We start from the raw sequence: 22,930 nt of genomic DNA, 5'->3' as shown, positions 1-22,930 counted from the left end.
TTACTCCGTGCCCACAGGGTCGGCTTGCAGTTTGGTTTCGACTTCTATGGCGGGTTTCGCGTCAGGCTTGACCCACCAGGTGTTAATCCCGATGTCGTATTTGGGCGAGACTTTCGGGTGACCGATGTGGTTCCAGTACGCCACGCGCCAGGTCTTGATGTGCCAGTTGGGGACCACGTAGTAACCCCATTGCAGCACTCGATCCAGCGCCCGGGCATGCGCCACCAGACTGCTGCGCGAATCGGCGTTGATCAGGTTTTCCACCAGTTGATCGACGATCGGATCCTTCAGGCCCATGGTGTTGCGGCTGCTCGGTTTGTCGGCGGCGGCGCTCATCCAGAATTCGCGCTGCTCGTTGCCCGGCGAGTTGGATTGCGGAAAGCTGCCGACCATCATGTCGAAGTCCCGCGAACGCACGCGGTTGATGTATTGCGAAACGTCGACACGGCGGATCACCAGATCGATGCCGAGGTCGGCCAGATTGCGTTTGAACGGCAGCAGCACGCGTTCGAATTCGGTCTGCGCCAGCAGGAATTCGATGACCACCGGTTTGCCGTTGGCGTCGACCATTTTGTCGTCGACGATCTTCCAGCCAGCCTCCTGCAACAGCTGATAGGCCTCGCGCTGCTGGGCGCGGATCATGCCGCTGGCGTCGGTCTTCGGGTTCTCGAAGGCCTCGCTGAATACCTGCGCCGGCAGTTTGCTGCGAAACGGTTCGAGGATCGCCCGTTGCTCGGCGTCGGGCAGGCCGGTGGCGGCCATTTCCGAGTTCTCGAAATAGCTGCGGGTGCGGAAGTAGGCACCGTTGAACAGCTGCTTGTTGGTCCACTCGAAATCGAACAGCAGGCCGAGCGCCTGACGCACCCGCACATCCTGAAACACCGGGCGGCGCAGGTTGAAAACGAAGCCCTGCATGCCGGTCGGGTTGCTGTTGGCGATCTGTTCCTTGATCAGCCGACCTTCGGTCACGGCCGGAATGTTGTAGGCGTTGGCCCAGTTCTTTGCGGTCATTTCCAGCCAGTAATCGAACTGGCCGGCCTTCAGCGCTTCGACGGCGACGGTGTTGTCGCGGTAGTAATCGGTGGTCATCACATCGAAGTTGTAGAACCCGCGATTGACCGGCAGATCCTTGCCCCAGTAGTCCTTGACCCGTTCATAGCGCACCGAGCGCCCGGCTTTCACTTCGGCGACCTTGTACGGGCCGCTGCCCAGCGGGATCTCCAGATTGCCCTTGGAAAAATCACGGCTGGCCCACCAGTGTTTCGGCAGCACCGGGAGCTGACCGAGGATCAGCGGCAACTCGCGATTGTTGGTGTGCTTGAACTTGAACAACACCTTGAGCGGGTCTTCGGCGATGGCCTCTTCGACATCGCTGTAATAGCCGCGAAACAGCGGCGAGCCGTCCTTGGTCAGGGTCTGGAAGCTGAACACCACGTCTTCGGCGCGCACCGGATGGCCATCGTGAAAACGCGCTTCCGGGCGCAGGTAGAAACGTACCCAGCTGTTGTCCGGGGCTTTCTCGATCTTCGCGGCGATCAGGCCGTACTCGGTGAACGGCTCGTCGAGGCTGTGCTTGGTCAGGGTGTCGTAGATCTGCCCGATATCATCGGCCGGCACGCCTTTGCTGATGAACGGGTTGAGGCTGTCGAAGCCGCCGAACCCGGCCTGACGGAAGATCCCGCCCTTGGGCGCGTCGGGGTTCACGTAATCGAACTGCTTGAAGTCCGCCGGATATTTCGGCGGCTCGTTGTACAGGGTCACAGCGTGTTGCGGGGCGGCAATCACCAGCCCGGCGAACAGCAGACCGCTGGCCTGCACGAGCAGGGCGCGGATGGGCGTCATTTATTGTTCTCCGAAGATTTCAGCCACCACGCGCTCAGGCCCAGGGTGTAGGGCGGCGTGGTGACGAAGGCCAACCGGTTGCGGTAGGCCAGTCGGTGATAATTGAGGTACCAGTTGGGAATGCTGTAGTGCTGCCAGAGCAGCACGCGGTCCAGCGCCTTGCCGGCGGCGACCTGTTCGTCGCGGGTTTGCGCGGCGAGCAATTGTTCGAGCAGGTGATCGACCACCGGGTTGGCAATACCGGCGTAATTCTTGCTGCCCTTGACCCCGACCTGACTGGAATGGAAGTACTGCCATTGCTCCAGACCCGGGCTGAGGGTCTGGTTGAGGGTCATCAGGATCATGTCGAAATCGAACTGGTCCAGACGCTGTTTGTACTGGGCGCGATCCACCGTGCGCAGGCGCGCATCGATGCCGATGCTGTTGAGGTTTTCGATATAGGGCTGGAGGATCCGCTCAAGGTTCGGATTGACCAGCAGCAGTTCGAAGCTCAGCGGTTGCCCTGCGGTGTTTTGCAGACGCTGGCCGTTGAGTTTCCAGCCGGCCTCGGCGAGCAGCGCCAGGGCCTTGCGCATGGTCTCTCGCGGGATGCCACGGCCATCGGTTTGCGGCAGGGTGAACGGCTCGGTGAACAGCTTGGCCGGTAGTTGCTCCTTGTACGGCTTGAGCATCAGCCATTCATGCCCGACCGGCAGCCCCGTCGCGGAAAACTCGCTGTTGGGGTAGTAGCTGGTGGTGCGTTTGTAGGCATTGCTGAACAGTGCGCGGTTGGTCCATTCGAAGTCGAACATCAGGCCCAGCGCTTCGCGCACCTTGACGTCGCTGAAGGTTACACGCCGGGTGTTCATGAACAGGCCTTGGCTCTGCGTCGGGATCTGGTGCGGAATCTGCGCCTTGATCACTTCGCCACGGCGCACGGCCGGAAAGTTGTAGCCGTTGGCCCAGTTCTTCGCCTGATGCTCGATGTAGATGTCGAATTCGCCGGCCTTGAACGCTTCGAAGGCCACGTCGCTGTCGCGGTAGAACTCGACTTCCATGCGATCGAAGTTGTACTTGCCGCGATTGACCGGCAGGTCCTTGCCCCAGTAATCCTTGACCCGCTCGAAAATCAGCTGCCGCCCCGGCGTCACCGAGGTGATGCGGTACGGGCCACTGCCCAGCGGTGGCTCGAAGGTGGTGGCCTTGAAGTCGCGATCCTTCCAGTAATGCTGCGGCAGCACCGGCAACTCGCCGAGGCGCAGAATCAGCAGCGGATTGCCCGAGCGTTTCATCACGAAACGAATGCGCTGCGGGTTGAGGATGTCGACCCGCGAGACTTCCTGCAGGGCGGTGCGGTACAGCGGGTGGCCGTCCTTGAGCAGTGTTCGGTAGGAGAAGGCCACGTCGTAGGCGGTGATCTGGGTGCCGTCGTGAAAGCGCGCTTCCGGGCGCAGATTGAACACCACCCAGCTGCGATCTTCGCTGTACTCCACCGATTGCGCGATCAGGCCATAGCTCGATGCTGGCTCGTCGCCGGACGGCGAATACTGGCCGGTGCCGACCATCAGCGGTTCGTTCAGCTCATTGATGCCGTACTGCAGGAAATTCGGTGTGGTAACCGGGCTGGTGCCCTTGAACGTGTATGGGTTGACCGTATCGAAGGTGCCGAACGCCATCACCCGCAACGTACCGCCCTTGGGCGCTTGCGGGTTGACCCAGTCGAAGTGGGTAAATCTGGCCGGGTACTTGAGCGTGCCGAACTGCGCATAACCGTGACTTTCGGTAATCGTCGCGCTTGCGGGTGAGCTCAAGGCCAGGCTGATCAGGAGCAGGAGGAGGGGACGCTTCAAGTCAGATCCGATCCAGGCGGCTTGGGCTTAGTGGGCCGTACAGTAACAGCTTGTCTGGACAGGAAAAAGACAGAGGTTAATGTGGGGTTAATCGGCAAGGCCAAGAGCCCCTCACCCTAACCCTCTCCCGGAGGGAGAGGGGACTGACCGAGGTGTTTATGAGAAGTACGCCGACCTGAAATATCGAGTTGAACCCAGGTTTGAAAAACCCCCCAATCTGCTCCCTTTCCCCCTCGCCCCCTTGGGGGAGAGGGTTGGGGTGAGGGGGGGGGAATTTTGAGGGCGCAAACAAAATCAAGCCAGGCGCCAGGCGAAAAAAAGCCCCTGAAAGTTCAGGGGCTCTTCTGTCAGTGCGGCTGGTAAACCGTGAGCATCTGCCCGGGCTTGAGGGCCTTGCCGGCACCCGGGTTCCAGCGCTTGAGATGCTGCATCTCGACGTTGAAACGCTTGGCCACCACGTACAGGGTGTCGCCACGTTTGACCTTGTACTGGGTCTGCTGCTGGTTGTCTGCCTTGCCTTTGCTCTTGCTGTTGGCGGCGATCACCGTGTTGACCCGGCCACCGCTGCGCGCCGGGGTGCGCTTGGTGTTGTCCTGCATCACCAGAGTCTGGCCGACCTTGAGGTTCTTACCGGTCAGCTTGTTCCAGCGCTGCAGGTCCTTGACTTCGACCTTGTTGGCCTTGGCAATGGAACCGAGGTTGTCACCGCGCTTGACCCGATAGGCGCGCTTCAGCTTCGCCACTTCACTTGGGTCGGCCCCGTCGAACACCGGCTTCAGCGAGCGCGGGCTGATCAGCTCTTCAGGCCGCATGGTCTGCAGGCTGGCGGTCAGCAATTGCGCCTTCGACGTCGGCACCAGCAGATGCTGAGGGCCGTCGATGGTGGTGCGCTGCTTGAAGGCCGGGTTGAGCTGGAACAGCTCGTCTTCGTCGATGTTGGCCACCGCTGCGACCTTGGACAGGTCCATGCGCTGGTTGATTTCGACGACCTGGAAATACGGTTCGTTGGCGATCGGGTTGAGGTTCACCCCGTAGGCTTCCGGGGCCAGTACCACTTGCGACAGGGCCAGCAGCTTCGGTACGTAGGCCTGGGTTTCCGCCGGCAACGACGACAGGTTCCAATAATCGGTCGGCAGGCCAAGCTTCTCATTACGCTCGATGGCGCGGCTGACCGTGCCTTCACCGGCGTTATAGGCCGCCAGGGCCAGCAGCCAGTCACCGTTGAACATGTCGTGCAGACGAGTCAGGTAGTCCATCGCGGCGGTGGTCGAGGCGGTGATATCGCGACGGCCATCATAGAAGCGGGTCTGGCGCAGGTTGTAGTAACGACCGGTGGACGGAATGAATTGCCACAGGCCCGAAGCGTCGGCCCGGGAATAGGCCATCGGGTTGTAGGCGCTCTCGATCACTGGCAGCAGGGCCAGCTCCAGCGGCATGTTGCGCTCTTCGAGACGCTCGACGATGTAATGAATGTAGAGACTGCCGCGTTCGCCGGCGTTCTCCAGAAAGGACGGGTTGCTGGCAAACCACAGCCGCTGCTGCTCGATGCGCGGGTTGACGCCCAGGCCGTCCTGCAGCTGGAAACCACCGCGCATGCGCTCCCAAATGTCCTGAGGCACCTGCGGGCTGGGCTTTTCGCTGAGCCAGATCGGTTTCTGCTTGGCTCGCGCAGCAATGTTCGGCGTATGGCTCGCTTCAGGCTGCGGAGCATGGCTGGAACAGCCCGCCAACGTGGCGGACACAGCCACCGCGATGGCTTGAGCCAGGCGGGTCAGCGTGTCTGAATTGACGGACTTACGTATGGATGACGACATTGGCTGGAAGTAAGTTCCGGGCAAAAATGTCGGGCGATTCTAGAAAGCGCACCCCCTGCGGTCAACCATTCAGAATTTTTGTACCAGATGGTGAGTCACTTAGAAATTATCTTTCCATGCCCGCAGAGCCGCAAAAACCTCACTCGGCGCCCGGTTTTGAGCGCCTGCCCGTTCGTCCACTTTTTGTGTAACTAATGTTTCAGCGGTACGCAAAAACGGATTTGTGAGCTTTTCCAGGGCCAGGGTCGAGGGCAGGGTCATCACGCCTTTTTCCCGTTGTTGGGTGACTTTTTCCAGACGGGCGGCAATGTCCGGGTTGCTCGGTTCGACGGCCGCAGCAAACTTCAGATTGCTCAGGGTGTATTCATGGGTGCAATACACCAGCGTATCCTCGGGCAAAGCGGCGAGACGGCCGAGCGAGTGGTGCATCTGCTCCGGCGTGCCTTCGAACAGGCGTCCGCACCCGGCGGCGAACAGGGTGTCGCCGCAAAACAGCAGTCCGTGGTGGTAATAGGCGATGTGGCCGAGGGTGTGACCGGGCACCGCATAGACATCGAAATCCCAGCCGAGCACGCTGACCTTGTCGTTGTCCTTGAGCGCCACGTCGCGCCCCGGGATGTTTTCGCTGGCCGGGCCGTAGACCTTGGCGCCGCTTGCCGCTTTCAGGCGTTCGACGCCGCCGACGTGATCGTGATGGTGATGGGTGATCAGAATGTCGCTCAACACCCAGCCCGGGTGCGCGGCCAGCCAGGCCTGCACCGGCGCGGCATCGCCCGGGTCGACCACGGCGCAGCGCTGGGTGCGGTGATCCTGTAACAACCAGATGTAGTTGTCGGTGAACGCGGGCAGGGCACTGATCTGTATCATCGTCGGAATTCGCCAAGCGGAAAACATTGGCGCATCTTAGAGCTTCTAGCGGCGTTGGAGAATGACATGACCGATAAAGCGTTCGCTCAGGCCGATCCCGACTGGCTGGCGTTGATCGGCGCGGCCCGTGAATGGCTGGCCGGCCCGCTCGGGCAATTTTTGCTGGATGAAGAACGGTGCATGCTCGAAGACGAGTTGGGGCGGTTCTTCGGCGGCTACCTGGTGCATTACGGGCCGTCGGCCCAGACCCCGCCGTCGGCGCCGCAGGTGCAGCGCAACGTGCGGCTCGGCGCGCCGTTGCCAGGTGTCGAGATCGTCTGCGAGGAACAGGCCTGGCCGTTGAGCGAGCACGCCGCCGACGTCGTGGTGTTGCAGCACGGTCTGGATTTCTGTCTGTCGCCCCACGGTTTGCTGCGCGAAGCGGCAAGCAGCGTGCGCCCCGGCGGGCATCTGCTGATCATTGGCATCAACCCCTGGAGCAGCTGGGGCTTGCGCCATGTATTCGCCCACGACGCCTTGCGTCAGGCACGCTGCATCTCGCCGTCGCGGGTCGCCGACTGGCTCAATCTGCTGGGCTTTGCGCTGGAGAAACGCCGCTTCGGGTGCTATCGTCCGCCGCTCGCGTCGCCCAAGTGGCAGGCCCGACTGGCCGGCTGGGAACGCAAGGCCGGCGACTGGCAACTGTCGGGCGGTGGCTTCTATTTATTGGTCGCGCGCAAGATCGTGGTCGGCCTGCGTCCGGTGCGTCAGGAGCGTCGCGAGCCGATGGGCAAGCTGATTCCGCTGCCGATGGCCAAGGTCAACCGCCGTCGTATCGAACCGTAAACCTTCTTTTTATAGTGGCCGGACTTGTTCCGGCCGCGGCCATCGTCGATCCGCGATTGACGGGGCCAGGCATTTTTCTGGATAGAGTGGCATGAGCGAAAGCGTCGATAGCGTAGAACTGTTCACCGACGGTGCCTGCAAGGGCAACCCCGGCCCGGGCGGCTGGGGCGCCTTGCTGGTGTGCAAGGGCGTCGAAAAGGAACTGTGGGGCGGCGAAGCCAACACCACCAACAACCGCATGGAACTGCTCGGCGCCATCCGTGGCCTCGAAGCCTTGAAGCGGCCGTGCGAAGTGCTGCTGGTGACCGACTCGCAATACGTGATGAAGGGCATCAACGAGTGGATGGCCAACTGGAAAAAGCGCGGCTGGAAGACGGCGGCGAAAGAGCCGGTGAAAAACGCTGATCTGTGGAAAGAGCTGGACGAGCAGGTCAACCGGCACAAGGTCACCTGGAAGTGGGTGCGCGGGCACATTGGTCACCACGGTAACGAACGGGCTGACCAGTTGGCCAACCGTGGGGTGGATGAGGTTCGCGGGTACAAGCAGAGCTGATTCCCTCCGTTGCACCGAGTCGTGGCCTTCGCGAGCAAGCCCGCTCCCACACTGGATCTCCTGCGTACATCAGCACTGTGTCCACCGCAGATCAATTGTGGGAGCGGGCTTGCTTGCGAATGGAGCGACTCGGTCTACCTGAAACACCCCCACCGAGCGTGTTAACATCGCCGCTTTTGCACGATTGACCCCGTTGAGAATTGAACACTGATGGCCACCAGATCCGTTGTACTCGATACCGAAACCACCGGCATGCCGGTGACCGATGGTCACCGGATCATTGAAATCGGCTGTGTCGAACTGATCGGTCGGCGCCTGACGGGCCGGCACTTTCACGTTTACCTGCAACCGGATCGCGAGAGTGACGAGGGCGCGATCGGCGTTCACGGCATCACCAACGAATTCCTCGTCGGCAAACCGCGTTTCGCCGAAGTGGCCGACGAGTTCTTCGAGTTCATCAACGGCGCGCAACTGATCATCCATAACGCGGCGTTCGACGTTGGCTTCATCAACAACGAATTTGCCTTGATGGGTCAGCACGATCGCGCTGACATCACGCAGCACTGCACCATCCTCGACACCCTGATGATGGCCCGGGAACGTCACCCGGGGCAGCGCAATAGCCTCGACGCCTTGTGCAAACGTTATGGCGTCGACAACTCCGGCCGTGAACTGCACGGCGCCTTGCTCGACTCGGAGATTCTCGCCGACGTCTACCTGACCATGACCGGTGGCCAGACCAGCCTGTCGCTGGCCGGCAACGCCTCCGACGGCAATGGCACGGGTGAGGGCGCAGACAACTCCGCCACCGAAATCCGTCGTCTGCCGGCGAGTCGTCAGCCTGCGCGGATCATTCGGGCGACGGAAGAAGAGCTGGCGGCGCATATGGCGCGGCTGGAAATCATCGCCAAGTCGGCGGGCGGGCCGGCGCTGTGGACGCAGATTGCCGAGGCTGATGCTCAAGCTTGACCCCCTCTGTGGCGAGGGAGCTTGCTCCCGCTTGGCTGCGAAGCAGTCATAAAACCTGAATGCACTATTGATGCTGAACGAATACTGGGGGCCACTTCGCGCCCCAGCGGGAGCAAGCTCCCTCGCCACAAAAGCCGAGTCAGGCTGAATGAAGCCAACTGGCCACCCTCGCCACTTTCGCTGCAACCCTCTACCCTGAGTGCATTGGCAGACTTTGATCCGCCGCCTCGGGACACTGAGCCTCATGTACAAAGATTTGAAGTTTCCGGTGTTGATCGTCCACCGCGACATCAAGGCCGACACGGTCGCCGGTGACCGTATCCGTGGCATCGCCCGGGAGTTGGAGCAGGAAGGTTTCAATATCGTTTCGGCCATCGACTACACCGAAGGGCGGTTGGTGGCGTCGACCCATCATGGTCTGGCATGCATGCTGATCGCTGCCGAAGACGCCAGCACCCACTCGCATCTGCTGCAGAACATGGCCGAACTGATCGGTCTGGCGCGGGTTCGGGCTCCGGATCTGCCGATCTTCGCGCTGGGCGAACAGGTCACTCTGGAAAACGCCCCCGCCGATGCCATGGCCGAGCTCAATCAACTGCGCGGCATTCTCTACCTGTTCGAAGACACTGTGCCGTTTCTGGCGCGGCAAGTGGCGCGGGCCGCGCGCAAGTATCTGGACGGTCTGCTGCCGCCGTTTTTCAAAGCGCTGGTGCAGCATACCGCCGACTCCAATTATTCCTGGCACACCCCCGGACATGGCGGCGGCGTGGCTTATCACAAGAGTCCGGTGGGGCAGGCGTTTCACCAGTTCTTTGGCGAAAACACCCTGCGTTCGGATTTGTCGGTATCGGTGCCGGAACTCGGTTCGCTGCTCGATCACACCGGCCCGCTCGCTGAAGCGGAAGAGCGTGCGGCACGCAATTTCGGCGCCGATCACACCTTTTTTGTGATCAATGGCACCTCGACTGCCAACAAGATCGTCTGGCACTCGATGGTCGGTCGTGATGATCTGGTGCTGGTTGATCGCAACTGTCACAAGTCGGTGCTGCACGCGATCATCATGACCGGCGCGATCCCGCTGTACCTGTGCCCGGAGCGCAATGAGCTGGGGATCATCGGCCCGATTCCGCTGAGCGAATTCAGCCGCGAGTCGATCCAGGCCAAGATCGACGCCAGCCCGTTGACCAAAGGCCGTGCGCCGAAAGTCAAACTGGCGGTGGTCACCAATTCGACCTACGACGGCCTGTGCTACAACGCCGAGCTGATCAAACAGAGCCTGGGCAATAGCGTGGAAGTCCTGCATTTCGATGAGGCGTGGTACGCCTACGCGGCGTTTCACGAGTTTTTCGCCGGGCGTTATGGCATGGCCACCTCGCGCACCGAGGACAGCCCGCTGGTGTTCACCACTCACTCCACGCACAAGCTGCTCGCCGCGTTCAGCCAGGCCTCGATGATTCATGTGCAGGACGGCGGTGCGCGGCAACTGGACCGTGACCGTTTCAACGAAGCGTTCATGATGCACATCTCGACTTCGCCGCAGTACAGCATCATCGCTTCGCTGGATGTGGCCTCGGCCATGATGGAAGGCCCGGCCGGGCGTTCGCTGTTGCAGGAAACCTTCGATGAGGCGCTGAGTTTTCGCCGGGCGCTGGCCAATCTGCGCCAGCACATTGCGGCGGACGACTGGTGGTTCTCGATCTGGCAGCCGCCCGGCGTCGAAGGCATCGACCGGGTGCGGACTGAAGACTGGCTGCTGCAGCCGGACGCCGACTGGCACGGCTTCGGCGAAGTCAGTGACAACTATGTGCTGCTCGACCCGATCAAAGTGACCCTGGTCATGCCCGGGTTGAATGCCGGTGGCGCGCTGAGCGAGAAGGGCATCCCGGCGGCGGTGGTCAGCAAGTTCCTCTGGGAGCGCGGGCTGGTGGTGGAGAAGACCGGGCTGTATTCGTTCCTGGTGCTGTTCTCGATGGGCATCACCAAGGGCAAGTGGAGCACGCTGCTCACCGAATTGCTGGAATTCAAGCGCAGTTACGACGCCAACATCAGTCTCGCGACCTGCCTGCCTTGCGTGGCGCAGCAAGACACCGCGCGCTATCGCGGCATGGGCCTGCGCGATCTGTGCGATCAACTGCACGCCTGTTACCGCAGCAATGCCACCGCCAAACATCTGAAACGCATGTACACGGTGCTGCCGGAAATCGCCATGAAGCCGGCCCATGCCTATGATCATCTGGTGCGCGGCGAAGTCGAGGCGGTGCCGATCGATGAGCTGGAAGGAAGGATCGCGGCGGTGATGCTGGTGCCGTATCCACCGGGAATTCCATTGATCATGCCCGGCGAGCGCTTTACCGAGGCAACCCGCTCGATCATTGACTACCTGAAGTTTGCCCGCACGTTCGATAGCAGCTTCCCCGGTTTTGTCGCTGATGTGCATGGACTGCAACATGAAGACGAGGGCAATGGACGGCAGTACACCGTCGATTGCGTCAAGGAATGAGGACTTTTCCGAGTATGCAACCGGTCATGAATCCGAAATACCCAGGGCTGTCGGTGCGCGTCGCCGACGATGGTTTCGCGGCGTACATCTGGGGCAGCGACTTCAGTTTCGAGGTCGCCGCGTACGGTGCCGCCGTCATTGGCCAACCGGTCGAGCGCTGGGCGGTGACGCCGATCGTGCCGTATCGCAAGTGCTACGGCATTGATCCTGAAGAGTTCAGCAGCTATCGCGATGCCGCCGACAGCGCGATTTTCATGGCGTATCTCGATGATGAGCCGGTCGGTCATCTGGTGATCAGCACCAACTGGAATGGCTTCGCCCATATCGATGAGCTGGCGGTACACGCACCGGCGCGCCGGCATGGTGTGGCCAAGGCGCTGCTGGATGTCGCGCAGTTCTGGAGTCGCAAGAAAAAACTGCCGGGGATCATGCTCGAAACCCAGAACAACAACCTCGGCGCCTGTCGTTTGTATGAGCGCTGCGGTTACGAAATTGGTGGTATCGACCATTTGCGTTATCGCGGGATTGATCCGAACACTGCGGAAATTGCGCTGTTCTGGTACCGGCTGTTCGATAACCCGCTGGAAAACCCGCTCAGCTCGCCAGCATCGCCTCGGCTTGTTCCGTGATGATCGTCAGCAGGGTCTGAATCGCTGTCGGCGTGGCGCTGTGTCGGTAGGTCAGGGCATACAGGCTGATCGGCACCGCCGGTGACAACGGGCAGACATCCAGTCCGCTCGTCCGCGCGCCGAGGGCGGTGAATGGGTCGACGATGGCCAGTCCTTCGCCGGCCTCGACCATGCTGCGCATCATCTGATGGGTTTGTACTCGGGTCTGGATGCTCGGCGCCGGGCGCAGGGCCTGGAGTTTGTTCTCCAGCGCCGGGCTCAATGGGTCGTGGCCTTCGAGGCCAACCATTGCCTGGCCAGCCAGATCCTGCAGGGAAATGTATTTCTGCTTCGGTTGCAGCCAGCCGTGGGGCGCGAGCAGTTGCAGCTTGCCGTGGGCCAATGGCTGGCAGTGGATGTCGGGGTGTTCCGGATCGTGCAGGCTCAGGCCCAGATCGCTTTCGCGCAGCAGCAGGCTGCGGACGATGTCGCAGGTCGGAGAGCTGAGCAAGCGGCAAGGAGCGTCGGGCAAGCGTCGGCGCAGCAGCGCGATACTTTGCGGCAACAGCTGTTGCGCCAGCGGCGGGGTGCCGATGATGCGCAGGGGCGGGGCGAGGTATTGCTTGAGGCTGCTGGCCAGACGCTGCACCGGCTCCAGCGCCTGATAGACATGAGCGATTTCCACCTGCAACGCCCGCGCTTCAGGCGTCGATTGCAGCCGGCCGCGTACGCTGGCGAACAGCATGAACCCCAGCTCGCTCTCGGCTTCGCGCAAACGCTCTTCGACCTCGGTCACCGGGAGCTGCAGCCATTCGGCGGCGGTGCCCAGGTGACCGGTCTGCAAGAGCGCCTGAATCACTTCGATATGACGTAAACGCATGCGTGAAGTCCATGTTCAGCAGGTGGGGTCAGTGGCTGAATCCTACCCCAAGTCTGCGCATATGACTTCTGCTCATAACGGCCAGTTATGACGCGACGGTTGTCTCAGGCTCACGGGTCAGGGTAATACCTGACTGAACCAGGAGAAACTCGGTGTCACTGACTTTGTTGACGCGATCGCCAATGGCCAGTTTGTAAATCGGCTCCGAGCCAGTGGAACCGTCTGCCGACGGGGTGGATTCCTGGAACTCATGCACGGAATAAACGCGGCCTTCCGCATCTCTTGCATGGAACTGACCGACGAGTACTGCTGCCATCTGCTTAGAACCTCTGGAGATAAAACGCTTGATTTGCGGCTTGGTAGACCGTCATCAAGCCCTGTAAGTTTTCCTACAGGAAAAAAATAATCAGCGCGCATGAATTTCCCTTGCTCGCTGGTGAAACTGTCATCGAATCATCTATAACTACTGGCTCTTCCCACCGACAGTCGAGAGTCTTCCATGAGCAATGTCTACAACGTCGCTGTAGTCGTCGGCAGCCTGCGCAAAGCATCGATCAACCGCAAAGTCGCGCTGGCGCTGGCCCAACTGGCACCGGCGAACCTCAAACTGAAGATTGTCGAGATTGGCGACCTGCCACTCTATAACGAAGACATCGACGGCGATTCACCGCCGGCAGCCTACAGCACTTTCCGCCAGGAAGTCGGTTCTTCCGACGCGGTGCTGTTCGTCACCCCGGAATATAACCGCTCGGTGCCGGCGCCTTTGAAGAATGCGATTGACGTGGGTTCACGGCCGTATGGCAAAGCCGTCTGGAGCGGCAAACCGGGTGCGGTGATCAGCGTGTCGCCGGGGGCGATTGGCGGTTTTGGCGCCAACCAGCATTTGCGCCAGTCCTTCGTGTTTCTCGATGTGCCGTGCATGCAGCAGCCGGAAGCGTATCTGGGTGGCGCGGGTTCGGCGTTTGACGAGGCGGGCAAGTTGAGCGAGTCGGTGAAACCGTTCCTGCAGAATTTCATCAATGCGTATGGGAAATTTGTGGAACAACATAAAAAATAATCTGGTCAGAGCTGCGATAAAACAGAGATCCTGTGGGAGCGGGCTTGCTCGCGAAAGCGGTGTGTCAGACACAAAGTTGTCATCTGACACACCGCTTTCGCGAGCAAGCCCGTTCCCACGTTTGGATCTCCACTCATTGAATAATTGAAGGCTGTCGCGAATGCTCGCTGCGTCACTGATCTTCCTGCTGACCATCACCCTTGTCATCTGGCAACCCAAAGGCCTCGGGGTCGGCTGGAGCGCGACGCTCGGTGCCGTGCTTGCGCTGATCTTCGGCGTCGTGCACCTGAGCGATATTCCGCTGGTGTGGCAGATCATCTGGAACGCCACCGGCACCTTCGTTGCGCTGATCATCATCAGCCTGTTGCTCGACGAAGCGGGGTTCTTCGCCTGGGCTGCGCTGCATGTAGCACGCTGGGGGCGGGGCAGTGGGCGCAAGCTGTTTGCCTTCATGGTGCTGCTCGGCGCGCTGGTATCGGCGTTGTTCGCCAATGACGGCGCGGCGCTGATCCTCACGCCGATCGTGATTTCGATGCTGCTGGCGCTGCGCTTTTCCCCGGCGGCGACCTTGGCGTTCGTCATGGGCGCCGGCTTCATCGCCGACACCGCGAGCCTGCCGCTGGTGGTGTCGAACCTGGTCAACATCGTTTCGGCGGACTTCTTTCACATCGGCTTCAACCGCTATGCGGCGGTGATGGTGCCGGTCAACTTCGTCAGTGTGGCCGCGACGCTGGGCGTGCTGCTGTGGTTTTTCCGTCGCGACATCCCTAAGGCTTACGATCCCGAACAGCTCGAACAGCCGCACACGGCGATCCACGATAAGGCCACGTTCTATGCCGGTTGGGTAGTGCTGGTGATTCTGCTGATCGGCTGCTTTTTCCTCGAACAGCTGGGCATCCCGATCAGCGCGATTTCGGCGGTCTGTGCGGCCCTGCTGCTGGGGATCGCCGCCCGTGGCCACAAGATTTCCACGCGCAAGGTGCTGAAAGAAGCGCCGTGGCAGATCGTGATTTTCTCGCTGGGCATGTATCTGGTGGTGTATGGCCTGCGCAATGCCGGGCTGACCGGGTATCTCGCTGGCTGGCTGGATGTGTTCGCCGGGTACGGCGTATGGGGCGCGGCGCTGGGCACCGGGGTGCTGACGGCGTTGTTGTCATCGATCATGAACAACTTGCCGACAGTGCTGATCGGCTTGTTGTCGATCGATGCCAGTCAGGCCAGCGGTGTGATCAAGGAAGCGATGATCTACGCCAACGTGATCGGCAGCGACTTGGGGCCGAAAATCACCCCGATCGGCAGCCTGGCGACCTTGCTCTGGCTGCATGTGCTGGCGCGCAAGGATATCCGGATTGGTTGGGGCTATTACTTCAAGGTCGGGATTGTGCTGACGGTGCCGGTGTTGTTGATTACCTTGGCGGCTTTGGCGTTGCGGTTATCCATCTAGAACGCGTTGGCCCCTTCGCGAGCAAGCCCGCTCCCACATTTTGAGCAGCATTCCAAATGTAGAAATTGGAATGCCATCCCCTTGTGGGAGCGGGCTTGCTCGCGAAAGGGCCGGTCCAGGCACTGCAGAAACTCAGGCCTGCCCCGGCACATTCGGCCAAAGATCCGCCACCAGAAACAACCGCTCCGCCTCTTCCCATTCGCCCTGCGCATTCTCGGTCAGGCGTACCAGCAGTTGCGCCGGGGCCATCGGTTCCAGGTCGTCCAGCCACATCTGCAGATGTTCAGCGCTCCAGGTCTGATCCGCCGGGTAGTGTGCCGGCGCGAGCCACGCATGGCGGGGCAGGGGTTGCCAGCGCCCGGCCGGACGTTGAGCGACGAACGCCGGCCAATCCTTCTGATGCAGCCAACTGCCACGCAGGTGCTGCGGATGCGCGCCTTTCGGTGGTTCGGCCTGACCGGGCCACGGGTACAGCAGATAACCGCCCAGCCACAACTGCGCACTGAACACCTCGATATCCAGCTTCGCCAGCACCTCACGGCTTTCCGGGCGCGCCGAGATCGGCAGTTGGTGTTCGGCCAGATGCGCCAGTTTGCGGTCCAGTCGATCATGACAACCCGGCCCCAGCCACTGCGCCGGGTCGTGGCCGTCGCCTTCCTGTGGGCCGAGGTAGAGCTTGATCGCCAGTTCCAGGTGATGCACGCCGTCGCGGTCGCGCAGCAGCATGTCGAGTTCACCGAGGGTGTGGCCTTCGCGGCGGATCGGCAGGTTGGCGGCAATCAGTTCGATGCCCGGCGCATGCTCCACGGCAAACTGCCACAACCGTTCGTAATAAAGGCCCAGCCGCCGGGTACGCGCCTGCGACAGCCAGTGCAGCAAACCATAACTGTCACGATCAAGTTGCCGCAGCCAGTGCTCCAGGCGCTGCGGATCACTGACCCAGTCGCTGCCGGCCAGCGGATGGCGCTGCGGCCACGGCGTTGCGGCCAACATCGGCGGCGCGAGAATCACCCACGCCAGATCACGCACTTCGGGATGGCGTAATTGGTGTGGCAACTGAAGCAGGTCGGGAAACAGGATCATCTTGCGAGCATAGCCTTAAACACGCGCGCACCCTTGAGGCTGAAAGGATTTTGTCTATCGCGGGCTTTCGCCCATAATCGTGTTTTTCGCGTTTTCGATTGTCCGCAGAGGTCCCATGGAGCAATTTCGTAATATCGGCATCATCGGTCGCCTGGGCAGTTCCCAGGTGCTGGATACCGTCCGCCGACTGAAACGCTTTCTGCTCGATCGTCACCTGCACGTGATTCTCGAAGACACCATCGCCGAAGTCCTGCCGGGCCACGGCCTGCAGACCTCGTCACGCAAGATGCTCGGCGAAGTCTGCGACATGGTCATCGTCGTCGGCGGTGACGGCAGCCTGCTCGGCGCCGCGCGGGCGCTGGCCAAGCACAATATTCCGGTACTCGGGATCAACCGTGGCAGCCTCGGTTTTCTCACCGACATTCGCCCCGATGAGCTGGAAGTCGAAGTGGCCAAGGTGCTCGACGGCCATTATCTGGTGGAAAACCGCTTCCTGCTGCAAGCCGAAGTGCGCCGGCATGCCGAGGCCATTGGCCAGGGCGATGCACTGAACGACGTGGTGCTGCACCCGGGCAAATCGACGCGGATGATCGAGTTCGAGCTGTACATCGACGGCCAGTTCGTCTGCAGCCAGAAGGCCGACGGCCTGATCGTCGCCACGCCGACCGGTTCCACCGCGTACGCGTTGTCCGCTGGCGGGCCGATCATGCATCCCAAGCTCGATGCCATTGTGATCGTGCCGATGTACCCCCATATGTTGTCGAGCCGGCCAATTGTGGTCGATGGCAACAGTGAGCTGAAAATCGTCGTGTCGAAAAACATGCAGATTTACCCGCAAGTCTCCTGCGACGGTCAGAACCACTTCACCTGCGCGCCGGGCGACACCATCACCGTGAGCAAGAAAGCCCAGAAGCTGCGGCTGATTCACCCGCTCGACCACAACTACTACGAAGTCTGCCGGACCAAGCTCGGCTGGGGCAGCAAGTTGGGTGGTGGAGGCGACTGATGCTCGATCCCGCGCGCAGTTATGACTTGATTGGTGACGTGCACGGATGCGCCCTGACCCTCGAACACTTGCTTGACCGTCTCGGTTATCACAAGCAGGGCGGGGTCTGGCGGCATCCATCGCGCATGGCCGTGTTCGTCGGCGATATCATCGACCGTGGCCCGCGAATCCGCGAGGCACTGCACATCGTCCACGACATGGTCGAGGCCGGGCAGGCGCTTTGCATCATGGGCAACCACGAATTCAACGCACTGGGCTGGAGCACGCCGGCGCTGCCGGGCAGCGGCAAGCAGTTCGTCCGTGAGCACACGCCGCGCCATGCGCGCCTGCTGCACGAAACCCTGACCCAGTTCGAAGACCATCCGGGCGACTGGCATGACTTTCTCAACTGGTTCTACGAACTGCCGCTGGTGGTTGATGCCGGACGCTTCCGTGTGGTGCACGCCTGTTGGGATGCCAGCCTGATCGAACCATTGCGCGGGCTGTTTCCCGATGCGCGCATCGACGAGCACTTTCTCCAGGCGTCGGCCGTGCCCGGCAGTTTCGCCTGCACCGTGTTCGACCGCTTGCTGCGCGGCACCGACATGCGCCTGCCGGATGGCTTGACCATGACCAGCGGCGACGGTCTGGTGCGCTCGTTCTTCCGCACCAAATTCTGGGAAGACGACCCGAAAACCTACGGCGACATCGTCTTCCAGCCAGATGCGCTGCCGGAGCCGGTGGCGCAGAAACCGCTGACCTCCAGCGAGAAAAACAACCTGCTGCGCTACGGCATTGACGAGCCCTTGCTGTTCGTCGGCCACTACTGGCGCAGCGGCAAACCGGCGCCGATCCGCCCGAACCTCGCGTGTCTCGATTACAGCGCGGTGCTCTACGGCAAACTGGTGGCCTATCGTCTGGATCAGGAAACACGTCTGGATCCGCATAAATTTGTCTGGGTCGATGTCGAGCGGCCGGAGGTGCTGCAATGAGTGCGGTAGCGGTATTGCGTCTGCCGTTGGCGGTGGATCTGAGCGGTTTCGTCAAGCTGCTGCAACGGATGCAGGTGCCGCATCGAGTCAGCGAAGAGGCGGGCGAGCAGGTGCTGTGGGCGCCTTCGGAAATCAGCGAGGACGTGCGTTCGCTGTACGAGCGCTTCCCGGCCGGCGATCCCGATCAGCAACTGGACATCCCGCTGGCGCCGACTTTCAAGCGTCCGAGCTTCGCCGAGCAACTCAAACACGCCAAGGCCACCGGGTTGATCCTGCTGCTGAGCCTGCTGGTCGGTGGCCTGACCTATCTGGGCGACAACCTCGAGACCATTCGCTGGCTGACCTTCGTCGACTTCCGCGTGGTCGGCGAGTACATCCAGTTCACGCCGCTGGCCGACAGCCTGGCGGCGGGGCAGTGGTGGCGCCTGTTCACGCCGATGCTGCTGCACTTCGGCATCCTGCACCTGGCCATGAACGGCATGTGGTACTGGGAACTGGGGCGGCGCATCGAGTCACGTCAGGGCAGCATCAACCTGCTCGGACTGACCCTGCTGTTCAGCCTGGTGTCGAACTACGCGCAGTTTGCCTGGAGCGGCCCGAGCCTGTTTGGCGGCTTGTCCGGCGTGCTCTACGGTTTGCTCGGCCATTGCTGGATTTTCCAGTTGCTGGCGCCGAACCCGGCGTATCGCCTGCCGCGAGGCGTGCTGGTGATGATGCTGGTGTGGCTGGTGATTTGCATGTCCGGACTGGTCTCGATGATCGGTTTCGGCCAGATCGCCAACGCCGCGCACGTCAGCGGGTTACTCATCGGATGCTTCACCGGTTTGTTGGGCGGTTTGTATAACCGCCGTAAACTGGCCGCCTGAAATTTTAAGTGAATAAAGAGCACGGAGACCCTGATGTCCTCTTTTAACGACATGATCAAGAACATCACCCCGGACATCTACGAGAGCCTGAAACTGGCCGTGGAAATCGGCAAGTGGTCCGACGGCGGCAAACTCACCGCCGAACAGCGCGAGCTGTCGCTGCAGGCGATGATCGCCTGGGAAATCCAGAACCTGCCTGAAGACCAGCGCACCGGTTACATGGGCCCGCAGGAATGTGCGTCGAAGTCGATCGAAGTACCGAACATCCTGTTCAAGTCGGATGCCATCCATTGATCGAGATTGGCCGCGGTGCAATCAGCAAAATGTCGGCGCGCCTGGACGGGCCGAATGTGCAATACGCGTTTCGTCTGGATGACGTCGAGGTCCCGGTCAACCCCATGATCGGCACCACGGTGCGTCTGGAGTACCTGGGGGCGATTCATTGCACCCATTGCGGGCGCAAGACCAAAACCAGTTTCAGTCAGGGTTACTGCTACCCGTGCATGACCAAACTGGCGCAGTGCGATCTGTGCATCATGAGCCCGGAGCGTTGTCACTTCGAGGCCGGTACCTGCCGGGAGCCTGAGTGGGGGCAGAAGTTCTGCATGACTGATCATGTGGTGTATCTGGCCAACTCGTCGGGGATCAAGGTCGGTATCACCCGCGCCACGCAGTTGCCGACCCGCTGGCTGGATCAGGGCGCGAGTCAGGCGCTGCCGATCATGCGCGTATCGACGCGCCAGCAGTCGGGCTTCGTCGAAGACCTGTTCCGCAGCCAGGTGGCCGACAAGACCAACTGGCGCGCCTTGCTCAAGGGCGATGCGGCGGCGGTGGATCTGGCCCAGGTGCGCGACCAGCTGTTTGAAAGCTGCGCCGAGGGCTTGCAAGGCCTGCAACAGCGATTCGGCCTACAGGCAATTCAGACGATTGCCGATGTAGAACCTCTCGAAATCCGCTATCCGGTCGAGCAATACCCGGCCAAAATCGTCAGCTTCAACCTGGACAAGAACCCGATTGCCGAAGGCACGCTGCTGGGAATCAAGGGTCAGTACCTGATTTTTGACACCGGCGTGATCAACATTCGTAAATACACGGCCTATCAGCTCGCCGTGCATCAATAAGGATTCCAGCATGCGCACCGAACAACCGAAGATGATTTACCTGAAGGACTATCAGGCCCCCGAGTACCTGATCGACGAGACGCACCTGACCTTCGAGCTGTTCGAGGACCACAGCCTGGTCCACGCGCAACTGGTGATGCGCCGCAACCCGGAGCGTGGCCCGGGCCTGCCGCCGCTGGTGCTCGACGGCCAGCAGCTGGAACTGCTGTCGGTAACCCTGGCCGACCAGGAACTGAGCGCCGGCGATTATCAGCTGAGCGAAAACACCCTGACCCTGCAACCGGCCAGCGCCAGCTTCACGGTCGACACCAGCGTCAGGATCCACCCGGAAACCAACACCGCGCTGGAAGGCCTGTACAAGTCCGGCACGATGTTCTGTACCCAGTGCGAGGCCGAAGGCTTCCGCAAGATCACCTATTACCTCGACCGCCCGGACGTGATGAGCAAGTTCACCACCACGGTGGTCGCCGAGCAGCACAGCTATCCGGTGCTGCTGTCCAACGGCAACCCGATTGCCTCCGGCCCGGGCGAAGACGGCCGACACTGGGCGACCTGGGAAGACCCGTTCATGAAACCGGCGTACCTGTTCGCGCTGGTGGCCGGTGATTTGTGGTGTGTCGAAGACACCTTCACCACCATGACCAATCGCAATGTTGCACTGCGCATTTACGTCGAGCCGGAAAACATCGACAAGTGCCAGCACGCGATGAACAGCCTGAAGAAGTCGATGCGCTGGGACGAAGAGGTCTACGGTCGCGAGTACGATCTGGACATCTTCATGATCGTTGCCGTCAACGACTTCAACATGGGCGCGATGGAGAACAAGGGCCTCAACATCTTCAACTCCAGCGCCGTGCTGGCCCGCGCCGAAACCGCCACCGACGCCGCGCACCAGCGGGTCGAGGCGATCGTCGCCCACGAATACTTCCACAACTGGTCGGGCAACCGCGTGACCTGCCGCGACTGGTTTCAGCTGTCGCTCAAGGAAGGCTTCACCGTGTTCCGCGACGCCGGTTTCTCCTCGGACATGAACTCGGCCACGGTCAAGCGCATCCAGGACGTGGCGTACCTGCGTACCCACCAGTTCGCCGAAGATGCCGGCCCGATGGCCCACGCGGTGCGCCCGGACAGCTTCATCGAGATTTCCAACTTCTACACCCTGACCGTGTACGAAAAAGGCTCGGAAGTGGTCGGCATGATTCACACCCTGCTGGGCGCCGAAGGCTTCCGCAAGGGCAGTGACCTGTACTTCGAACGCCACGACGGCCAGGCCGTGACCTGCGACGATTTCGTAAAGGCCATGGAAGACGCCAACGGTGTCGACCTGACCCAGTTCAAGCGCTGGTACAGCCAGGCCGGCACGCCGCGTCTGGCGGTCAGCGAGTCCTACGACGCCGCGGCGAAAACCTACAGCCTGACCTTCCGCCAGAGCTGCCCGGAAACCCCGGACAAGGTGGAAAAACTGCCGTTCGTGATCCCGGTCGAACTCGGTCTGCTCGACAGCAAAGGCAACGAGATTGCTCTGCGTCTGGCCGGTGAAGCGTCGGCGCAAGGCACAACCCGCGTGATCTCGGTGATCGAGTCTGAGCAGACCTTCACCTTCGTCGACATCGCTGAACAGCCGCTGCCGTCGTTGCTGCGTGGTTTCTCGGCACCGGTGAAACTGAGCTTCCCGTACAACCGTGACCAGTTGATGTTCCTGATGCAGCACGACAGCGACGGCTTCAACCGCTGGGATGCCGGTCAGCAACTGTCGGTGCAGGTCCTGCAGGAGCTGATCGCCCAGCAGCAGAAGGGCGAGAGCCTGGTGCTCGATCCGCGTCTGATCTCGGCGCTGAAAACCGTGCTGTCCGATGAGTCGCTGGATCAGGCCATGGTCGCCGAAATGCTTTCGCTGCCGAGCGAAGCGTATCTGACCGAAATCAGCGAAGTGGCGGATGTCGAGGCGATCCACACCGCTCGCGAGTTTGCCCGCAAGCAACTGACGGACAACCTGTTCGAAGCGCTGTGGCTGCGTTATCAGGCCAACCGCGATTTGTCGAAGCAGACGCCGTATGTGGCCGAGGCCGAGCACTTTGCCCGTCGTGCGCTGCAGAACATTGCGCTGTCGTACCTGATGCTCAGCGGCAAGCCGCAAGTGCTGGCCGCTACGCAGGAACAGTTCGAAAACAGCGACAACATGACCGAGCGTCTGACCGCGTTGGCGGTGCTGGTCAACTCGCCGTTCGAAGAACAGAAGGCCAACGCGCTGGCGACTTTCGCCGAGCACTTCAAGGACAACCCGCTGGTCATGGATCAGTGGTTCAGCGTGCAGGCCGGCAGCACACTGCCGGGCGGTCTGGCGCGGGTCAAGGCGTTGATGCAGCACCCGGCGTTCAACATCAAGAACCCGAACAAGGTGCGTGCGCTGGTCGGTGCGTTTGCCGGGCAGAACCTGATCAACTTCCACGCCGCCGACGGTTCGGGCTACCGCTTCCTCGCGGATCTGGTGATCGAACTGAACGGCTTCAACCCGCAGATCGCTTCGCGGCAATTGGCGCCACTGACCCGCTGGCGTAAATACGACAGCGCCCGTCAGGCGTTGATGAAGGCTGAGCTGGAGCGGATTCTGGCTTCGGGGCAGCTGTCCAGCGATGTATATGAAGTGGTGAGCAAAAGCCTGGCGTAACGCATAACGAAATGTGGGAGCGGGCTT

At 61.2% G+C, this 22,930-nt stretch carries 20 protein-coding genes; 13 read left to right on the top strand and 7 right to left on the bottom strand.

Annotation, left to right across the window (positions count from 1 at the left end; translation table 11 throughout):
• From J1G18_RS14455 to gloB, 4 genes are all read right to left on the bottom strand, one after another.
• Nucleotides 1-1,842, bottom strand: a complete 1,842-nt coding sequence (locus J1G18_RS14455) for an extracellular solute-binding protein (RefSeq protein WP_098968278.1) — start codon at nucleotides 1,840-1,842, stop codon at nucleotides 1-3.
• Nucleotides 1,839-3,671 carry an extracellular solute-binding protein gene (locus tag J1G18_RS14450; protein WP_223007941.1) on the bottom strand — a complete coding sequence of 611 codons (1,833 nt, stop codon included), beginning with the start codon at nucleotides 3,669-3,671 and terminating at the stop codon, nucleotides 1,839-1,841. The genes J1G18_RS14455 and J1G18_RS14450 overlap by 4 nt, the downstream gene beginning before the upstream one ends.
• A 347-nt stretch (nucleotides 3,672-4,018) precedes the next feature.
• The gene (locus J1G18_RS14445; protein ID WP_223007940.1) at nucleotides 4,019-5,485 is read right to left on the bottom strand and encodes a LysM peptidoglycan-binding domain-containing protein; all 1,467 of its coding nucleotides are present in this window, start codon (nucleotides 5,483-5,485) and stop codon (nucleotides 4,019-4,021) included.
• A gap of 99 nt (nucleotides 5,486-5,584) precedes the next feature.
• Nucleotides 5,585-6,352 carry a hydroxyacylglutathione hydrolase gene (gene gloB, locus J1G18_RS14440; protein ID WP_098968281.1) on the bottom strand — a complete coding sequence of 256 codons (768 nt, stop codon included), beginning with the start codon at nucleotides 6,350-6,352 and terminating at the stop codon, nucleotides 5,585-5,587.
• Between the two features lie 66 nt (nucleotides 6,353-6,418).
• Here gloB and J1G18_RS14435 point away from each other — a divergent pair, with 66 nt between their 5' ends.
• The 5 genes from J1G18_RS14435 to J1G18_RS14415 all read left to right on the top strand — a co-directional run bounded on the left by J1G18_RS14435 (nucleotide 6,419) and on the right by J1G18_RS14415 (nucleotide 11,828).
• Nucleotides 6,419-7,177, top strand: coding sequence for a methyltransferase domain-containing protein (locus tag J1G18_RS14435; RefSeq protein ID WP_223007939.1), 759 nt, complete (start codon nucleotides 6,419-6,421; stop codon nucleotides 7,175-7,177).
• Between the two features lie 91 nt (nucleotides 7,178-7,268).
• Nucleotides 7,269-7,730, top strand: a complete 462-nt coding sequence (gene rnhA, locus J1G18_RS14430; RefSeq protein ID WP_003224162.1) for a ribonuclease HI — start codon at nucleotides 7,269-7,271, stop codon at nucleotides 7,728-7,730.
• Nucleotides 7,731-7,940: 210 nt separating this feature from the next.
• Entirely contained in the window at nucleotides 7,941-8,699 is a 759-nt protein-coding gene (gene dnaQ, locus J1G18_RS14425; RefSeq protein WP_027613146.1) for a DNA polymerase III subunit epsilon, read from the top strand.
• A 244-nt stretch (nucleotides 8,700-8,943) separates the two neighbouring features.
• On the top strand, nucleotides 8,944-11,199 hold the full coding sequence (locus J1G18_RS14420) for an Orn/Lys/Arg decarboxylase N-terminal domain-containing protein (RefSeq protein WP_223007938.1): 2,256 nt from the start codon (nucleotides 8,944-8,946) through the stop codon (nucleotides 11,197-11,199).
• Nucleotides 11,200-11,213: 14 nt separating this feature from the next.
• Nucleotides 11,214-11,828 (top strand): GNAT family N-acetyltransferase, encoded by a 615-nt coding sequence (locus J1G18_RS14415; RefSeq protein WP_041067268.1) that lies wholly within the window; start codon nucleotides 11,214-11,216, stop codon nucleotides 11,826-11,828.
• On the opposite strand, the gene J1G18_RS14410 is transcribed toward J1G18_RS14415, so the two are convergent.
• Both J1G18_RS14410 and J1G18_RS14405 read right to left on the bottom strand, forming a co-directional pair.
• Entirely contained in the window at nucleotides 11,794-12,687 is an 894-nt protein-coding gene (locus J1G18_RS14410; RefSeq protein WP_098968285.1) for a LysR substrate-binding domain-containing protein, read from the bottom strand. The two genes, J1G18_RS14415 and J1G18_RS14410, sit on opposite strands and share 35 nt — an antisense overlap.
• Before the next feature lie 85 nt (nucleotides 12,688-12,772).
• A complete protein-coding gene (locus J1G18_RS14405) occupies nucleotides 12,773-13,003 on the bottom strand; it encodes a hypothetical protein (protein WP_007965845.1) in 231 nt (76 codons plus the stop codon).
• A 183-nt stretch (nucleotides 13,004-13,186) separates the two neighbouring features.
• Between J1G18_RS14405 and J1G18_RS14400 the strand changes: the two genes are divergently transcribed.
• Entirely contained in the window at nucleotides 13,187-13,744 is a 558-nt protein-coding gene (locus J1G18_RS14400) for an NADPH-dependent FMN reductase (RefSeq protein ID WP_135295534.1), read from the top strand.
• 160 nt (nucleotides 13,745-13,904) lie between these two features.
• A complete protein-coding gene (locus tag J1G18_RS14395) occupies nucleotides 13,905-15,188 on the top strand; it encodes an arsenic transporter (protein ID WP_223007937.1) in 1,284 nt (427 codons plus the stop codon).
• 132 nt (nucleotides 15,189-15,320) lie between these two features.
• On the opposite strand, the gene J1G18_RS14390 is transcribed toward J1G18_RS14395, so the two are convergent.
• Entirely contained in the window at nucleotides 15,321-16,271 is a 951-nt protein-coding gene (locus tag J1G18_RS14390; RefSeq protein ID WP_134786115.1) for a DUF1853 family protein, read from the bottom strand.
• A 115-nt stretch (nucleotides 16,272-16,386) separates the two neighbouring features.
• Between J1G18_RS14390 and J1G18_RS14385 the strand changes: the two genes are divergently transcribed.
• From J1G18_RS14385 to pepN, 6 genes are read left to right on the top strand one after another with little or no spacing between them, the layout of a single operon-like run.
• A complete protein-coding gene (locus tag J1G18_RS14385; protein WP_003224174.1) occupies nucleotides 16,387-17,277 on the top strand; it encodes an NAD(+) kinase in 891 nt (296 codons plus the stop codon).
• Nucleotides 17,274-18,248 carry a metallophosphoesterase gene (locus tag J1G18_RS14380; RefSeq protein WP_372241222.1) on the top strand — a complete coding sequence of 325 codons (975 nt, stop codon included), beginning with the start codon at nucleotides 17,274-17,276 and terminating at the stop codon, nucleotides 18,246-18,248. The genes J1G18_RS14385 and J1G18_RS14380 overlap by 4 nt, the downstream gene beginning before the upstream one ends.
• Entirely contained in the window at nucleotides 18,245-19,114 is an 870-nt protein-coding gene (locus J1G18_RS14375; RefSeq protein ID WP_223007936.1) for a rhomboid family intramembrane serine protease, read from the top strand. The genes J1G18_RS14380 and J1G18_RS14375 overlap by 4 nt, the downstream gene beginning before the upstream one ends.
• A 33-nt stretch (nucleotides 19,115-19,147) precedes the next feature.
• Nucleotides 19,148-19,408: a YeaC family protein gene (locus J1G18_RS14370; RefSeq protein WP_003224178.1), complete on the top strand. Its 261-nt coding sequence runs from the start codon at nucleotides 19,148-19,150 to the stop codon at nucleotides 19,406-19,408.
• On the top strand, nucleotides 19,405-20,235 hold the full coding sequence (locus tag J1G18_RS14365) for a DUF2797 domain-containing protein (RefSeq protein WP_027613137.1): 831 nt from the start codon (nucleotides 19,405-19,407) through the stop codon (nucleotides 20,233-20,235). The genes J1G18_RS14370 and J1G18_RS14365 overlap by 4 nt, the downstream gene beginning before the upstream one ends.
• A gap of 10 nt (nucleotides 20,236-20,245) precedes the next feature.
• Nucleotides 20,246-22,903: an aminopeptidase N gene (gene pepN / locus J1G18_RS14360; RefSeq protein WP_223007935.1), complete on the top strand. Its 2,658-nt coding sequence runs from the start codon at nucleotides 20,246-20,248 to the stop codon at nucleotides 22,901-22,903.
• The last annotated feature ends 27 nt before the right edge of the window (nucleotides 22,904-22,930 follow it).

Origin of the sequence: Pseudomonas sp. MIS38, from assembly GCF_019891575.1 — a bacterium.
GTDB lineage: Bacteria > Pseudomonadota > Gammaproteobacteria > Pseudomonadales > Pseudomonadaceae > Aquipseudomonas > Aquipseudomonas putida_A.
The sequence above is the reverse complement of the archived record's forward strand: the minus strand, read 5'-3'. Positions and strand labels throughout refer to the sequence as shown.